The sequence below is a fragment of the Paenibacillus cremeus genome, from assembly GCF_007786445.1.
GTDB classification, from domain to species: Bacteria; Bacillota; Bacilli; order Paenibacillales; family NBRC-103111; genus Paenibacillus_G; species Paenibacillus_G cremeus.
Genome location: NZ_VNJI01000004.1, coordinates 166,039 through 184,464, shown reverse-complemented (window position 1 = coordinate 184,464; position 18,426 = coordinate 166,039). Strand labels below are relative to the sequence as shown.

Annotated in this window: 6 protein-coding genes; all 6 read left to right on the top strand. The window is 46.4% G+C overall.

What is annotated here, in order from left to right; translation table 11 throughout:
• Nucleotides 1-300 precede the first annotated feature (300 nt).
• The 6 genes from FPZ49_RS04925 to FPZ49_RS04900 all read left to right on the top strand — a co-directional run bounded on the left by FPZ49_RS04925 (nt 301) and on the right by FPZ49_RS04900 (nt 18,386).
• Nucleotides 301-5,784, top strand: coding sequence for a cadherin-like beta sandwich domain-containing protein (locus FPZ49_RS04925; protein ID WP_222429870.1), 5,484 nt, complete (start codon nt 301-303; stop codon nt 5,782-5,784).
• 379 nt (nt 5,785-6,163) lie between these two features.
• The gene (locus FPZ49_RS04920; RefSeq protein WP_222429869.1) at nt 6,164-7,966 is read left to right on the top strand and encodes a sensor histidine kinase; all 1,803 of its coding nucleotides are present in this window, start codon (nt 6,164-6,166) and stop codon (nt 7,964-7,966) included.
• Nucleotides 7,966-9,546, top strand: coding sequence for a response regulator (locus tag FPZ49_RS04915; protein ID WP_144844016.1), 1,581 nt, complete (start codon nt 7,966-7,968; stop codon nt 9,544-9,546). Before FPZ49_RS04920 ends, FPZ49_RS04915 begins: the two co-directional genes overlap by 1 nt.
• Before the next feature lie 137 nt (nt 9,547-9,683).
• Nucleotides 9,684-14,324: an S-layer homology domain-containing protein gene (locus FPZ49_RS04910; protein WP_144844013.1), complete on the top strand. Its 4,641-nt coding sequence runs from the start codon at nt 9,684-9,686 to the stop codon at nt 14,322-14,324.
• 218 nt (nt 14,325-14,542) lie between these two features.
• Nucleotides 14,543-15,964: a sulfatase family protein gene (locus tag FPZ49_RS04905; protein WP_144844011.1), complete on the top strand. Its 1,422-nt coding sequence runs from the start codon at nt 14,543-14,545 to the stop codon at nt 15,962-15,964.
• Nucleotides 15,965-16,031: 67 nt separating this feature from the next.
• Nucleotides 16,032-18,386, top strand: coding sequence for a helix-turn-helix domain-containing protein (locus tag FPZ49_RS04900; protein ID WP_144844008.1), 2,355 nt, complete (start codon nt 16,032-16,034; stop codon nt 18,384-18,386).
• Nucleotides 18,387-18,426 lie beyond the last annotated feature (40 nt).

Below are 18,426 nucleotides of genomic sequence, written 5' to 3'. Positions count from 1 at the left end.
AAAAAGTCAAACGAACATGTTAACAGCCTTTATTCAGACCTTGTTTTCACTGTGATATATAGAAAGATAAGAAAGACTAGATGTACATTTCTGGGTATTCATCCTAAAGAAAGGAGTGGACATAAGTTGAACTTTAGGAGATGTATTTCGGATAGCTAGTCATCTGTCTTTCAATAAATGATTTAGAAGGAGATGGATTCAATCTTGAAAAAGTGTAGAAAGCTATTTGCCATAGTGTTTACGCTTACAATGATAATTCAGTGTTTTAGCTTTAATGTTTTTGCAGCTGGCGGCAGTCCTATGAAAGTTGTAAACTCAAGTGCATATATAACAAGAAGCTTATTCAGCATTATGATTGATGTAGATAAAAACAGTGAATTATCGGCAGTTCAAGGAATTGCGGTTTCTTTAAAAGGACCAAACGGTAAATATTATGATGCTCAAAGTGGATTGTTTGTTTTGCCCGACGAGAGCTTTACAAAAATATCTGATTTAAGTGCAGTGTTTTCAGCAACCTACAGAGCTTCGCTTGACATACCGCGAGCCGTTTCTATGACAATGGAAGCTGGAAATTATACCGTGCATGCTGTTGGTTATGATGACTCGGGTTTCACCATGAAAGATGCTAATTCATCTGCGGACATTACATCTAATATTAGCTTAAACGTACCGTCTTTAAAAACAGGATCTATGGAAATTTATCCGTTAAGCGCATTTGCTCAACCAAGTAAAGACTATACCGATTTAACAGTGAACGGGACTTCCGTATTTGTTGAAGGCAACAATGATAGCTATACTCGTCACAATGAAGGCGATTACGACACCGGACCAAACTCTGCGAAATATCATGTTGCTCGTGTAGCCACTCCTGCAAATTCGCAGGCTCATGTTGTTATCACAACAAATGATACAATTACCAGTGCTTTAGTTAGACCGGAAAGGATTGTCAAAAACGTTACGTACTCAGGAAACACGTTAACCTTTGATGTGGATAATTCTGCTCATACGGAATTGGCAAGAAACGTAGTTATTAACGTAACAACGAATGTACCCTTAAATAACACTTTGCCTGCAAATTCAGACCCTAAGTATAACTTAAAGAAATATGCTTACTTCCATCTGTTTATTGAAGATTTGGAAACCAATAAGCCTGTTGTTGACGGAAATCAAGTGATTAACATCATGAACATCGACCCAACAATTGACCAGACAGGTGCAACCAAGGTTACGGATAAGTTAAATGCCATTTTTGCTAATCCAAGCTTTGTCGGAAAAACACTTTATGTACCAAACGGTGTTTATTTATCAGGAGCACTCGTTTTACCAACCAATAATACATCCGTCTATTTGGATAACGGAGCTCTGATCTTAGGAACAGGCGATCGAGCGGATTATCCGCCGGATAAATTGCCTGCATCATCCATTACAAGTCCTACTGACAGATATTTTGAGTGGGGAACCGACTATGGCGAAGTGATGAGCTATAGCCGTCAAATTTATATTAGTAAAGCCAATAATGTAAAGTTGTTCGGCCACGGAACGATCAATGCCAATGGTTTTACGGCAAGATTTGATCATGGGGCAGGTAACGCTGCAGGCTATAACGGTCCGCAAGACGATGGCAAGCCCATTGAGACTTTACGCATCCAAGATAGTACCAACATTACGGTTAACGACGTATATTTAAGAAATTCACCGGCTTGGACCGTTCATCCTCTTAGAGTGGATAAGCTCAATATTACAGGCGTTAAAATTACAGATGAATGGCCTATGAACAGTACAGACGGTTTTGATATTGACAGCAGCACGAATGTATTAATCGACAAAGCTTATTACTATGGTTCAGATGACGGATTCGTTATGAAAGGAACTGCAAACAGTGGAGGACGGCTTTACACTACAATAGGCGATGATAATTCAAGAGTACAAGACCCCAACTTAACGCCATACAATGTCCCGGATCAATATCTTAACAGAACTTATCAATTGTATGCTGGGCCAACGGCTTATGTAACAGCCCAGAACAGTGTTCTTATTGCTGAAGCCAATACACCCACAAGAATTGGTACAGAGTCCAATAATGTTAGTATTCACGATATTACGTTCAAGAATAACGATTGCCTTGACGCGCTGGTTGCTATATCCATCACGCCTAAGGACGATGCAGAGGTATATAACGTTAATTTTATTGGCAATATTTATGACAGGCCTTTTGAATTGTTTGAAATTCAAACCGATCCAAGGGGATATAAATACAATACCCAAACGTTTGCCATTCAAGGCGGAGGCTATGGAAACACCCGTGATGCCAACTATAACACCTTTGCTACAACGACGGGCGGGAAATCCGGAACACCAAACCAAGGTGGAGATCCCAAAGCAACAAAGTTGGTGCCTTGGTTTAACCGAAGCGGAAACAATATGCATGATATCAATATCATGGACAATGTAGTAACAAACTTTAATTATGCAGGTCAAACGCATGGGTTTAACGGAGCTTCCTATTTGTTGCGTGGTTCTTCAATATCAGATAGTAAAATTAATAATAACGATTACAGTAATTTGACCAATTTGAACAATTTAAGCAAAACATTAAAAAATTTGACCATTAAAAACATGAAGTTTGAAAATAGTTCTGCATACGAAACAGCAGGGTATGATGAAAATCAAGCGTTATTCACTGACGGAGACTTTATCCATTCTACAAATCTAATTGCAAAGGTTGATCATTTCTATTGGGGTTCTGCGAATTTTGCCAATCAAATGCCGGCATACAGCCCAATTGACCCAAGAACAACAGGCAATGTAGTAGTATATTCTGATCAGGCTCCTTCTGCAACCATCGTCTCGCCAGTTTCCAACCTAAGTAATATACCATCGCGTATGGACGATAAGTTTATGCAGGTCTATATCAAAAGACGTGTACTGAACAGCCCCAACGATTTAAAGAACATTGAAGTCATGGCAGCTCCGGCTCAAGGCAAACAATTGGCAGGTGTTTACGTAACCATCCAAGATCCGAACGGAATGTACCTGACTAATTCAGGTGTTTCTGCAAGCAAGCAAAGTGTTGAAGCTATCTTGTCGGCTAACGGAAACTATGTTGTTACATTAACTGACCTGGCATTATCCAAGATCGTTAACGGACAATACACTTTAACAACTTATGCTATTGGCAACGATGGTATTTCAAGCGGAACCGAAACAAAAAATTTCTTGATGCAAATGGATACTTCTAAGCCATTGCCTCCAATTAATGTTTATCAGCCGACGGCTGCAAGAACAGCAACAACGATTGATCTGGTATGGGATAAGCCTGCAGACTATCAAGCTGGAGATACTTACAATGTATATTATCGAAAGCTGACTGACGGAAATAGCTACACAAAGGCAGTAACCAATTATATATTGCAGGATGGAGCGAATAGCAGCTATTCTGTTTATGCTTTAAAAGCTGTCGCACCTGTTTCAACAAACACAAACAGTGTCCAATTGAAAGGATTAGCTGCAAAAACGGCGTACAGCGTGTTTGTTACAACCGTAAGAAACGGCGTTGAGTCTCCATTATCAAAATATGCTCTTGCTAACACTAAATTTACAGCAGCAACCGTTAATATTCTTAATTATGGTGCATCTACAGCTGCGGCAGACAATACACAAGCTATCCAAAATGCTATCAATGCTGCTCCTGCAAACGGTATCGTTCAGATTCTGGCTGGAACCTTTGTTACAGGTGCGTTGTTCTTAAAAAATAATGTAACCCTGCAATTGGATGCTGGAGCTGTTTTAAAAGCTTTCACTAATTTTGATTTTAGCAGCTATCCGACACAAGATGCGGCCATTGCAGCTCGTTACCCGATGATCCAAACGGACAAGGGATTGTCTTTTGCTTCGCTCATTAATATTGGAAATGCTATGTATGATGCTTCCATAATCGGAAGCGGAACGATTGACCCTCAATACAATGTACTTCAGCAGTACGGCAGCAAAATTGTGAATAGTGCGATTACAATAATCAATGCAACCGATGTATACGCACAAGGTATCAATATTTTGGCTAATAAATCCACAGCTATACGCAGCATCAATTCTAAAAATATAGCTCAATACGGTGTAACCACCCTTCCGGATAGCAGCAACGCGAATTTAAGCAGTCTTTCGTTGTCGAGTGTTCCGCTGAGTCCAGTGTTTGCCTCCGGAACGACGAACTACACGGCAACCGTCGCGAACAATGTTAGCAGCACCGCAGTAACGGCGGCTGTCTATGATGTCAACGCCATCATGAAAGTCAATGGGGTTACTTTACCTTCGGGTTCAAATTCTCAGGCGATTAACCTGAACGTTGGAAGCAACCTGATTACAGTGCTTGTAACGGCGCAGGATGGGACTTCTAAAGTTTATACAGTCAATGTCACACGTCAAGGTAACAAAAACGCGAGTCTGAGCAATCTTTCGCTGTCAAATGGTGCGCTGAGCCCAGCGTTTGCCTCCGGAACGACGAACTACACGGCAACCGTGGCTAACAATGTAAGCAGCGTCACGGTGACGGCGGCAGTTTATGATACCAACGCGACTATGAAAGTGAATGGAACGGCATTACCAACGGGTTCGATTTCTCAGGCGATTGCCCTGAACGTAGGAAACAACACGATTACAGTGCTTGTGACAGCGCAGGATGGTACAACACAACCATATACAATCAATGTCACACGTCAGAGCAACTACGCGAATCTGAGCAATCTTTCTGTGGTGAATGTTCCGCTGAGCCCAGCGTTTGCTTCCGGAACGACGAACTACACGGCAACCGTATCCTACTATGTGAGCAGCGTCAATGTGACAGCGGCCGTATATGATGCCAACGCCTCCATGAAAGTAAATGGAGTTGCATTACCTACGGGTTCCATTTCACAGGGTATTGATCTGAACGTAGGAAGCAACCTGATTATGGTGCTTGTGACGGCACAGGATGGTACAATTCAAACCTATTCAGTCAATGTCATACGTAATGGCGGAGGAAGTTCAAGTTCAAGCGGTTCTTCGCCAGCACCGGTTACGCCAGAACCAACAGCAACAGAAACACAAGCACCAAAAGCAACGACAGGAGATGGAAAACAAGCATCAGAAAAACATATTTTTACTAATAATGTGAATAATACTCAGGTTGTCTCGTTCTTGAAAGATAGAATTACCCAAGCTAACGCCAGTTCAGCTGCAAACAATCTCTCTGATACTGCAAATCACTGGAGTAAAGATACCGTTAACCTGTTTGTGAAGCTTGGTATCGTTACGGGCTATGAAGATGGAAGCTTCCATCCGGATGCTAGTATTACTCGTGCTGAATTTGCAACACTCATTTCAAAGGTATTTAACGTTTACACAGAACCTGCTTCAAGCAAATCAGTATTTTCTGACGTAGATGGCCGTTTCTGGGCTAACGAAGCTATCAAAGCCCTTGCTTCCCGCGGTATTATTAATGGGTACGAAGACGGAACGTTCCAGCCTGACAAGACGATTACTCGTGCAGAAATCATCGCGATCATCAGCAGAGTAGTAAATGTAAATGAAGTTAAGAAGGATAGCCGTGGAGCATTAACGGATATTAGCGGTTCTTGGAACGCGGCCCAAATTCAGGCGGCTTTCGAGGCTGGTTTAGTACAGGGGCGTGATGCAAGTACCTTTGCTCCTGACGCTTCTTCTACGAAAGCAGAATCACTAACTCTTATTCTAAGAGTTCTTGAATTGAATCCGGACATTAACTCTTTGTTGAATCAGCTTAAGCGGTAACAATGGAAAGGGGCAATTTTTTGCCCCTTTCTTTTTTATTAGCGGTGCGCCCAGAAGCGCGCATCTTCTAGCCGGTGAAGTCCGGTCACGGGAACTACTATAGCTGATCCTGGCTGCTTCGAAAGACGCATTTTAGGCTGAATCACTCTACATATATACTTAAATCTATATATTATATGGTTTTATGTATTATACACAATTCAACAGCACCACTATAATGAGATTAAGAGCGAGGTAAAGCGCTTACCCTATTTTTTTTCTGATAACAATTCAAACAATGTCGTTAAGATATTCCATTCTGCTCGTGGAAGAATCGCACTATAATCCAGTTGTAGACAACGATGACAACGGTTACCGTCAAACGAAAGGAGGAACCCGGATGCGCGGCTGGCGTTCTCGTTCATTAAAATCAACCATTCTAGAGCTGTTCATTCCGATCATTATCCTTTTTGTACTGGCCGCGCAGTCGGTATCCTATTTACTCGCTTCGCAGCAACTGGAGCAGAATGCCTTCACCAGCATATTCGATATAGTGTCGCAAACCAAGGGCTTTCTAAATGACAAGCTAACCGAGGTGGTATCCGACTTGACGGTGCTTGATAAGGATACCGACTTGGCTTCCATTGTGAATTCAACGCAATCACCAGCCTACGAGCTGCAGCCTGAGGATCATATCCGGCTTCACAAGCTGCTCGATCAGGCATATGTCAACCACTATCCGACAATCGATTCCGTACTGATGTATTTTCATCCAGGACAGATTTCCTTATTTAAGAAGAACGACCTGGCGACGACAATCGATGTTCCGCTCTCCATGTACCAGGACAAGATGAGCCAAAAAAGCTTATCCGTTTATCAATGGCTGAATCTTCACACGATTACGAACCGGGACCGCGAGCAGGATGAACAGCGGGTGGTGAGTGTGTACAAGCTCTACGGTAAAGACCTGAAGCATGCCAACGGCATCGTCATGTTAAACATTAAGGAAAAATTTTTCAAAGAAATTTTGAATAATCCGATTATCAGCCCTAACGGCTATCTTGGCTTGATCAGCGAAGACGGGTTTATGTCGTTTAGACATGTGGATCCGAAGTATGAACTGCCAGAAGAAGAGCTGCAAAAGAAGCTGCTCCATGCGACTGAGGCCTCCGGAAAAATATACATTAAAAGTGATCACGATGAAAACTTGCTGGTCATCTATGACACGCTCCCCATTAATAAATGGAAGCTGGCCGCGGTGGTACCAGAAAGCGAGCTGCTGGAGAAGGTTAGCTACTTCAAATACGTTACCTTTACCGTCATGGTCATTTTAATCATGGTTGCGGCGCTGCTGTCCAATGTACTGGCCAACTTCATTTCGAAGCCCATTATTCAGCTTACGAGGAAGGTCAACCGGATTAAGGAGGGCCATTTGGATATTAAGCTCGACCGGCTGCCGAATCACGAGATCGGAGTCCTCGACAGGGGAATATGCGAAATGATTGAACGAATCAAGGTGCTGCTTGTCCAGGTGGAGGAGGAGCAGGAGAAGAAAAGGATGGCGGAAATGATCGCGCTTCAATTCCAAATCCAGCCGCATTTTTTGTACAACACGTTGTATTCGATCAAGCAGCTTTGCGATATGGGGGAAACGAAGGATGCCGGGGAGATGGTTACAGCCTTAGCGCAATTTTTCCGCATCAGCATCAGTCAGGGGAATGAAATTATTCAGATCGCGCAGGAAATGGATCATATCCGGCATTATTTATACATTCAACAAATGCGGTATGGCGACGATTTCACGTATGAGATTGATCTGGACCCAGCGCTCGGGCAGTACAGTATTGTCAAGCTGACACTGCAGCCGCTTATTGAGAACGCGATTTACCACGGCATCAAGGAAATTCGCGGCAAGGGCCACATTCGTATCTATGGTTACGAGGACGGGGAGGATGCCGTTATTAAGGTCGCGGATACGGGAGCGGGGATGCCGAGCGAGAAGCTGAGCACCGTTAACGCCTGTCTGAAGGGTGGATCCACGGAAGGCCCAGGTCTTGGCTTTGGCATCATGAATGTGCATAAACGGCTTCAGCTGAACTACGGAAGCGGGTACGGGCTGCATTTTGAAAGTGAACATGGCAAAGGCACTACAGTGACGGTAAGAATCCGGACCCATTCACTATCGGATAAGGAGGCTGTGTGATGTATAAAGTACTCATCGTGGACGACGACGGAATCATTCGAAGAGGGCTCAGCCGTACGATTCCTTGGGAGGAGAAGGGGTTTGAGCTGATCGGAGCGGCAGCGAATGGGGAGGAGGGGCTGGAACTGGCCCTGGAGAAAAAACCGCATCTTCTCGTTACCGATATTCGCATGCCGTTTATGGACGGCTTTGAGCTCGCAGAGAAAGTAAAAGAAGAGCTTCCGGGAACGAAAATCATTATGCTGACCAGCTTCGGCGAATTCGATCTCGCCAAACGCGCGCTTCAGCTCAAAGTATTCGATTACTTGCTTAAGCCGATCGACAATGGGCTATTGCTCGAAACGGCGTTACTCGCCATGAAAGAGCTCGAATACGAGCAGGAAATTAAGCAGAAGGTGATCGAAGGGATGCCGCTGCTCCGTCAGCGCTTTTTGGAAAAGCTGATACAGGGCCATTTAACAGAGGAAGAGATCGTCTCCGGTGCCGAAATGCTGGAGCTGTCTCTGCCTAAGGCAAGGTACGGGGTGGTGCTGCTGAAGGCGGATGATTACAGCTATCCGGATTACCAGAACCGATTCGGCAAAGAGATGCTCAAATACTGCATTCATAACGTAGCGGAAGAGATTGTCCGCTCGCATGGGGAGGGAATCGTATTTGATTCCCTGGAAGACGAAACCGTGGTCATCTGTTATGAGCGGGAGAGTATCAGCACACAATCAGAGCATACGACATACCGGATTGCGGAAAGTATACGCACAAACGTTGAGAAATATTTAAAGACCACCGTCACGGCCGGGATCGGAAATAGCTACCACAATCCTAGAGAAATTGCTTCTTCTTATTTGGAGGCACGCTCGGCTCTCGAATTTCGCCATATTATGGGTGTGAACCGGGTGCTCATGGTTGGCGACACCGGGCTTCCTACCGATACCGCCGTCATTGAATGGAGCAGCTTGGAGAAGGAGCTGACAACCAAAGTCAAGCTCGGCCTGCAGCAGGAGGCCTTTGGCATTGTGGAAACGATGGAGACGCTCGTGAGGAAATGCTCGTATTTCTCCCTGCACCGGATGCGGATTATGGCGCTTGAAATTATTCTGTATTTGTACAAAGAGTTGCAGGATACCGTAGAGCCTGAGGAAGCTTTCCCCGAGCATTATGAGCATATACAGAACATCCAGACCGTTCAGGAGATGTTCGAGCGCATTCGGCAGATCGTGCTCCGGTTTGTATCGCTTGTGAACAGGCAGCGGGAGCAGCAGGGAAAAAGCGCAATCCTTCAAGCCGTCGCCTTTATCGAAGAAAACTATCGGCAAGAGGGCCTCTCATTGCTCGATGTGGCGAATGCGGTTCACTTGAGTCCCGTTTATTTGAGCGCTTTATTTAAAAAAGAGAAGCAAATCAATTTCAGCGACTTCCTGCTTCAAGTCCGGATGCGGGCCGCCATGACGTTGCTTAGACTGCAGGATAAGAAGACCTATGAGGTCGCCGAAGAGGTAGGCTACAGCAATCCGCAATATTTTAGTGTGTGCTTTAAAAAATATTGCGGTCTTTCCCCTTCTGAGTTCAAAACCGGCAGTTAAATACAGGTCGATGATAATAATTCAAACAATGTCGTTAAGATATTCAATTCAGGTCTTGGACGATCAGCACTATAATTTCACTAAGCGCGCAGGCTATTCCGTTCGCTAATCATAAAAACAGTAGAGAGGGTAGAAAAATGAAACGAAAGCCAATCAAGAAATTCGTTGCGGGCTTAGCCATATCCAGCCTACTCTTTGGCAATCTCCCCATCAGCACAGTAGCGGCCTCCGATCTGACCGGACATTGGGCAGAGAAGTACATGACACAGTTAGTCAATGAACATGTGCTGAACGGGTACGAAGATGGCTCATTGCTCCCAGACAAGGTGATATCCAGAGCCGAGTTTATCACGATGATCAACAAGGCTTTTGGTTATGTGGAGCAAGGCAATACAGCATTTACTGATGTAAAATCGACCGATTGGTTTTCAGGTGAATTCCAAAAAGCGGTCAAAGAGGGCTACTTATCCGGTTATGAAGACGGCTCCGTCAAACCGGATAACCCCATCACCCGCGAAGAAGCCGCTACGACCATCTGGAGAGTTTCCAAGCTGGACAAGGGAAGCTCAAATGTACTAGGGAGGTTTAAAGACGCCGGCTCGATCCAAGGCTACGCGAAAGATGCAGTGGCATCGTTAGTAGAGAGCGAAGTGATCAACGGCTACCAGGATGGCACCTTTGGGCCGGCCAACCCGATCACTCGTGGCGAAGCAGCTGCTATGCTTTCCAAGTTTGCCAGTACGATTTATTCGAAAGCGGATACAACCTACACAGGTGAGCAAGGCAAAACCTATGGTCATGTTCTGGTCACCCAGCCGGGAATTACACTTAAGGACATGACAGTGGAAGGCAACTTGTATATTACTCCGGGTGTCGGCGAGGGGAATATCACCTTGGAGGGTGTAACCGTCAAAGGAAAAACGTATGTGGCCGGCGGTGGCGCCAACAGCCTTCATCTTGTGAACTCTAAGCTGGGTACAATGGTCACGGAGAAAAAGAACGATAAACCCGTTCGAGTGGAATTGCAAGGCAACAGCAGCATTGAACAAGCCAAGCTGGGCTCTTCTACCAAATTGGAGACTACTAAGCTGGCTGCCGGTGCTAAGGGGATTCAGAAGGTAGAAGTTATTAAGGCTATTGCCAAGGGAATCGAAACGACCTTAAGCGGGAACTTCCCTAACGTGATCGTCTCCGCCGATGCCAATGTGCAGCTGCTTTCCGGCTCCATCGAGAACATGGAAACGACCGGCAGCTTTACCATTACTGTCAAAACAGCATCCGGTGCTTCCATAACTAAAGTCAAGACAGCCGGCTCGATCCTGATCAATGATAAGAAGGTCGATGCAGGCAAAGAGGCGGCGGTTTCCGGCGAAGGTGCTGTAAACGTGCCAAATGACGCGTCTACGGCTGCGCCTGCTGGACCGGCCGGAGGCGGCTCCTCCAGCTCAGGCTCAAGCTCTACCACTAGATTTGCTGTAGAGCCTAAGGGATTCTCTTCCAACGTGAAGGCTTCAGATACCTTTAGCTTTACTCTCTACGCTTCGAACCCTGTGCTCCCTATAGATGGAGGACGAGTTCCAAGCACAATTTCAATTCATGATGGCACCGCGAATATTGATTTGTCCGCAGCCAAAATGAGTGTGATCGATGGTACCGATGCAGTAACCTATGCCATTACGGGCTTGCCCGCTCTAGACAGCAGCAAATCCTACACACTGTATGTCAACGATCCCAGTGTTGTTGTAACGGCTCGCTCGTTTAAACCTAACAGCTCTGCCAATACCGACATCAAAGCATTAACCAATGGCATTCATATTTCCAGCATTGACGGTGCAGCCAATTCCATTAATATGGTGCCGCTGTACAAAGTGGAGCATCTTTTGGCAGAAATCGGTTCGACCGACAGCTCGATGCAAACCTATGCGGTTGTAGACAGCGCTGGAGTTCCCAAAGCCTTATCCAGCAATATTGTCGAGGGTGACAAGCTGAATGTTACAGCTGAGAATGGAACGGTAAAAGCGTACGCCCTTCATATCTCTACTTTAAAAGCGAATCTGGCGCAATATACGGTCGGTCAAGCCCAAGATATTGTATTGGAGTATTCCATTAACAAAGCCAATCCAAACCGACAATTCCTGTATGGAACGCTGGTCTTTAATCTGCCTGATGGAATCACGGCTTCTCCTACAGACAGCTTTGACTTAATCGGCCGCGGCTTTGTGGAATTAAACAACGATGCTATTGCTGCCGCGAAAAATTATAACCAGTCCGGAAGAAGCTGGCTGGCGAATGTAGGCAACAATGCGGATTTGCGGACGAAAGTGGAAATTACCAACGGCGGCAAAACCGTCACCATCAAGGACACGGACTTCAGCAACTATAACGGGGTTGATTTGACTCTTGTACTGAAAAACAAGACCATTCCTGCAACTGGCGGTATGTTCACGGCCACCTTTACCGGTTCCGGCTATCCTACTACCACAGCAACAGCAGCAGAGAACTACACGGAAACCGGAACAACGAAGTTCAATGTGTCGGCCGCCGCAGCCGATCTGGTGAGAAAGGCTGAGGATGTTTCCTATACTACGCCTACAACGGCGGTGTTGGAAGCACCTTCCGCTAAGGATGGCTCTCTCGTATATGCCAGCGTGGACAAGGGCCTGACCTGGGTCAATACAGGCGTGACCACATCCGGTCATAAAGCGACCTTAACCAATCTCCTGCCGGATACCACCTATTACTTCGAGCTGATGTCAGCCGGCACAGCTTCCAATGCGGTGAGCTACTATACCGGACAATATGATGTAACCAAATTCGGGGCTGTTGCAGATGCCGTTGTTACCGGTCAAACCGTTGGACAAAACGTCTATGGCGGAACCGATAATACAGCCGCTATTAATGCAGCGATTGTGGCGGCCAGCCGGAATGGCGGCGGAACGCTGTACTTCAAGGGCAACTCCAGCTTTGGGACCGGTACACTTCATCTAAGAAGCAATGTACATCTTTATTTGGATGAAAATACCCAATTGGTGGTATTGCCTAACATTGACCCTGCGGAAAGCAGCTTGAATCTGCCTTTCATCAATGGACAAGACGATGGTCACAGCTATTGGCAGGATGCTCTTATGTGGGGGATTCGTGTAGAAAATATTAAAATTCTCGGTAAATCCGCCAAGATCTACGGTAACATGAATTTGTATACCGGGACACCTACACCAGCGGGAACGGGAACCAAATCCATTGCTTTAAAATTGGCTAAAAATATCGTCATCGGAGGAACAGACGAAAGTCATTTGCTGACCATTGAACAAGGCGGTTGGTTCTCCATTTTGACAACGGGCTGTGATGACATTCGGGTTCAAAATATCATTTTGCCTAATTCCACGTCCGGTCGTCAAAGAGACACCTTCAATTTTATGGCCGACAACAATGCTACAGCTTATAATGTAACCACTTTGAAGTCCAGCAATGATGTAGCCAAGCTGGGAAGCGACTTCTCTCTGGGATTTGTTAGACATGTTTCCAACATCCGCGTGGAGAAGATCGTTGCAGGGGATATCGCAGGCGGGAACGTATTCCAATTGGGCTCTGAAACCGTGGGCGATATGGAAAACATTGTAGCAACAGACCTGACGCTGACAACCAATGCTAACAAAACCGGCGCTGCGATCTGGGTCAATGATGGCTCCAACATCCGCAATGTGACGTTGTCCAAGCTCAACTTGGCCAATACATCGGGTGGTATCGCCTTTGGTGTATCGCCTCGTTATGAAGGCGCCGTGAATGGAGTAGCCGCAAGACTTCCGAATGAAATCAGAAGACCGGGTTCGATTTCTGACGTGACCGTTGATGGCGCGGTGTTGTCTAAGAATGCAGGCGGAGACGGCGGATTCCCGATTGTCATTCAAGGCTTTAAGCGATTTGCAGGTTCTACTACCGGCGGCAACGTGGATTTTGGCTCTGTAGGTACGATTACAGATGGAGCGGTTTACCCGGTCAAAAACATTACACTGAAAAATGTTCTGTTAACGGCTTCTTATAATGCAGCCAAGTTTGTGCCGGTGCTATCCGACGCTTTCTCCGTCATTGCAGAAGCGAAAAATGGCGGTAACTATCGGACGTCCACTTATGCCAATGCCAAGACCTTCCCGGCTTATGGCATCCTTATGAAGTATGTGGATAATGTTACCGTCCAGGACAGCAAGCTTACCTTTGATAACACGCTGAAGTATGATCGCTATGCCATTGTGATCGACAACGGAACGAACGTCAAATTGAGCAATCTGGACATTTTGATGGGCGGGTCTACTGGTGGAGCGGTTCAGGTAAGAGGAAACTCCAGCTATCAATTTAGCGGTCTTCAAACCAGAACCTTCAACAAAACTTATGCAACCCAGGCTCCAGTGGCAATGGCTACTGTAACAGGCTCTACTTACTTTGACAGCTCGGTTCAAGCTAATTTGTCTCAAGCTCAAGTATATCCATTATCTTTGCCTTCCAGCGTGATTAATGCTGCGGCTCTGCCAAGTGATGGTTTGGATCTCTCTTATACCAATACCGTGCTTAGCGTAACTGGTGGTCAGCTTACCGTAGCAGCCGGTACTCAAGCGCAAGCGGTCTTGAGCGGCATTATCGCTTTGAAGCCGGTGAAAGATGTTTCGGTTGTCAATGCTGCGGGAACAACGGTTGCTGCCACTACAGGCGTAACCGCAGGCTGCAAGCTGAAGGTCACAGCACCTGACGGAACCATTACTTATGTGGTATTAAATGTAAATTAATAAGTATTATGCCTCAGTATTAAACTAAGGAGAGGAGAGCCAGGATCGTGGTTCTCCTTTTCCATTACACTAGATCTTAAGCAGATAGATGAAACATCCAAGCGGATAAATGAAACAAGAGGAATTTTGGAACATGGTAGTCGGTAATGTATCACGATTTCTGGGCCACGCTCTTTATTATTAGATAAAAAGCATATGCAGCCAAAGGAGCGTTTAGCATGTCTCAAAGACCAAACATACTGTTGCTATTGTCAGATCAGCATAGTCCACACGTGTTAGGCCGTGCAGGAAATGCGCTGGTCCGCACACCGAATTTAGATCGACTGGCGGAAGAAGGAATGTACTTTGAACAGGCGTACTGCCAAAATCCATTGTGTGTCCCCAGCAGAGCTTCCCTGATTACGGGACAATATTCGCGCAATGTCGGCATATATGATAACAAACATATATTGGAAGCGAACTGTGCGACCATTCCGCGTGTTTTAGGTGCGCAGGGATACCGCACATGCCTGATTGGAAAAATGCATTTCAACGGTGACCAGTTCCACGGCTTTCAGCAGCGTCCTTACGGCGATTTGTTTGGCCAGGCCCACCAGCCTGACCCGTACCGCACTCCCGATGAATCCGGATTGGGTGATATTGTAAAGACAACGGGTCCATCAGGCATCCCTCTGCCGTTGACACAAACGGAGATTTGCGTGGCAGAGGCCGCCAAGTGGCTTCAGATTCATGTGGCCCAGCATCGGGAGAAGCCATTCTTTTTGAGCGTCAATTTTGACAAGCCTCACTTTCCGATCAAAGCTCCCCGTAACTATTATGAGTATTATGAGGGCAGGGTGGAGCTGCCGCAGGTACCCGAGAACGCTCTGGACCGGGCGGTGCCGTTCGTACGCAATGAATTTTACAACAATAAAACGGGCCTCAACTCAAAAGAGGATCAGCTCCGCGCCTTGGCCGCTTATTACGGGTGTGTGGAATGGGTGGATGATGCGATCGGCCGGCTCCTCGAAACGTTGGATTATTTGGGTCTGGCGGAAAATACCATCGTTATCTATACCTCCGATCACGGGGAAATGGGGGGAGAGCACGGAACGTGGCAGAAGTTCTTGTTCTTTGATGCCTCAGCGAGGGTCCCGTTCATTATACGTTGGCCGAATACCATCCAGCCAGGCTCCAAATGTTCGCAGCCGATCGGCCTGATCGATCTGTTTCCCACGCTTGCTGAGGCAGCGCAATGCCCGGTTCCGGACACCTGCGATGGGGTAAGCTTGCTTCCGTTGTGGGAGGACCAGCCGCTGAAGCGGGATGCCATCTTTTCGGAAACAGTGATCTTAGTCCGTCCTGAGCTGGCAGGGTGTATGATCCGAACCGGACCCTGGAAGTATAGCTGCTATTTAGATGGAAGTGAGGAGCTATACAATTTAGAAGCTGATCTGGACGAATGGAACAACCTGGCCTCGGAGGGTCACCTCCAGAGTCTTAAGCAATCGCTGAAGCAGCGGGTGATCGAATTCTGGGAGCCGCAAAAGCAGCTGGAAAGATATCATAATACACCGAAGATGCGTAGGGAAAAACATTTCTATCCTTATTCCAACCAATTCCTGCTGAGTGATGGTACAATAGTGGACGGGAGACCCTAAACAAAGGTCATGAGAACCAGCAAGACAGGTTCCAAGTTTACAGGTGAGCCGAGGGGGGGGGCTAGGCATGAAGTGGCGCCGGTTTGCATATCCGATCTATGGAAACAAGCTGTTTAATAAAATTCTTATTTATTTTCTATCTTTGCTGCTGCCTATTGTCATCATCGGCCTCATCGTTTATTGGAATGTCGACCACCTCGTAAAAAAAGACGTCACGCAGAAGCTTTCCGATAATTTGAGCTTTTCCTCGCGTACGGTGGACGTTTATTTGGGTATGGCGCAATCCACGAACAATAATCTGATTTTAAGCGATACGTTTCAGCGCTTTGTTCAGCCTTACCGGCTGCTCAGTGACGATGATAAAGTGAATTTGCCTCTTGTCGTTAGGGCCATAGCGAACAATCAGAATGTGCTGAGCTCGTTTGTGGACCAAATCTTTATGTACGTCGATACCGACAAAGTATATACAAGTCAAGAAGTAGTCGATTTCAACGTATTTTTCGACACGTTTTATATCATGAGCGGCTATGACAAATCCTTTTGGAAGCAAAAGCTGCAGTCAGGCAGCTTCTTCGAGCTGCTTCCCCCCAGCGATGTACTGAGCTATAATCACGTCGATCCGAGGCAGGTGATCCCCAGTGTCACTACCCAGTATGTCAACGGCAGATTGGTCACAATGGTCACCGGTATTTCGGCTTCAGCGATCACCTCCACACTCAAGAACAACTCCATCTTTTCCGAGACGTCCTATTTTATACTGGATAAAAATCAACGTCTCGTGGTTAGCAGCGACAGTCTCGATCCCAATGCTGCGCGGCAGATCGCCGATCAGTTTCAGGGCAAGGAGCAGCACGCCTATGTAAAGGTCGACGGCGAGCACGCGCTGGTTGTCCGGATCCCCTCCGAAACGTACGGCTTGTATTATTATTCCGTCACTCCCATCGCCTCGTTCAGCAACGAAACCTCGGGCATTTTGAGTTTAATTTTATGGATTTGCTTGACACTGATGATCGTTGGGGTTGTGTTCTCGTTTATTTTCAGCTTCAGCATTTACAATCCGATTAAAAATATTCGCGAGATTTTGGGCGAAAGCGATAAAACGCAGGACACGTACGGCAAAAGCCGAAGCAGCGACGATTGGAACACGATTGGCAGGCGGATTGACCAGCTGGTGAAGCAGCACCAGGATGCAGCTCTGAAAATTAACCGATACTCCAGCGAATTGCTCGATCAGTTTTTTATTTACCTGCTGAGAGGGAACCCTTGGAAGCAGCAGGATACCCCCAACCGAGTGTTGGACGAGATCGGCTTCACGGCGGACCGCTACATGTGCTGCTGCTTCATGTTTCAGTTTAAAGAGCGGTACTATCATGAAATCGGCGAAAGAGACCGGCTGTTGATTCAAGAAAAAATGAAAAGGGTCATCGGAGGCATCATGCTTCCGTATGTGAACGGCTATTTATTGGAATACGAGCCGGATTTTTACGTATATATGGTTAGCCTGAAGCAGTCGGAGGACCGTTCGCGGTTCGATCAGGCGATCGAAAAAATAAAAACGACGTTTGAATACGACGCCATTTACTGCGAGTTGACCATTGGGATTGGCAATATATACGACAATATGGCGGATATCGCCAAATCGTACAGCGAAGCAATTACCGCGATGGACCGCAGAAAGAGCGGGATTGTAACGACCATAGCGGATGCGGCGGAATTAACCATTGAAGAGACCTACTATTACTCCTTCTTGGACGAGAACAAGATTGTGAATGGTCTGAAAGCAGGCAATCTGGAAGGAATCAAGGCGGATGTGGAGGCGCTGATTGAGCTCAATCGAGGCCGGGGGGTTTCATATTCCTACCTGGGGACACTGCTTGTAGAGCTATGGAATACGGGGATCCGGTATACGGCTGAGAGGCAGCTTCGGGTGGACCAGTTCATTTCGGAAAGTGAATATGCCGTACTCAGCAGTAAAAACACACGCCCTAATGAATTGAGCGACCGGCTGCAGAAGCTGTTTCATTTTTATGAGCGTATCATTCATGAAACGGTGTTTAAAAACGAACCGCGTTCGAAAACGATGATTTCAGTGATTAGCAACTACATCGATAAAAATTATCATAAGGACATTTATTTAGAAAGCATTTCGGGCGAGATCGGCTTATCCGCCAAATATGTTTCACGCATCTTTAAGGAAGGCGCGGGAATCGGGATTTCGGAATACATCAGCTTTGTGCGGATGGAGAAGGCCAAGGAGCTGCTGCTTACGACGGATTACAAAATCAGTCACATCGCCGACCTGGTCGGAATCAGCAGCCGGACCACCTTTTTACGCGTATTCAAAAAACACGAGGGCGTTTCGCCGATGGATTACCGAAATGCGCATGCATCCTCGCTCCAGCGCAGAGTGGACGACATGTGAGCATAGGCGGCAAACCGGTAGAAGAAAATAGGGGGCACAA

Excerpts from the sequence above, each read along its gene's own strand:
- FPZ49_RS04925 (WP_222429870.1), top strand. The coding sequence starts at position 301 with ATGAAAGTTGTAAACTCAAGTGCATATATAACAAGAAGCTTATTCAGC.
- FPZ49_RS04920 (WP_222429869.1), top strand. The coding sequence starts at position 6,164 with ATGCGCGGCTGGCGTTCTCGTTCATTAAAATCAACCATTCTAGAGCTG.
- FPZ49_RS04915 (WP_144844016.1), top strand. The coding sequence starts at position 7,966 with ATGTATAAAGTACTCATCGTGGACGACGACGGAATCATTCGAAGAGGG.
- FPZ49_RS04910 (WP_144844013.1), top strand. The coding sequence starts at position 9,684 with ATGAAACGAAAGCCAATCAAGAAATTCGTTGCGGGCTTAGCCATATCC.
- FPZ49_RS04905 (WP_144844011.1), top strand. The coding sequence starts at position 14,543 with ATGTCTCAAAGACCAAACATACTGTTGCTATTGTCAGATCAGCATAGT.
- FPZ49_RS04900 (WP_144844008.1), top strand. The coding sequence starts at position 16,032 with ATGAAGTGGCGCCGGTTTGCATATCCGATCTATGGAAACAAGCTGTTT.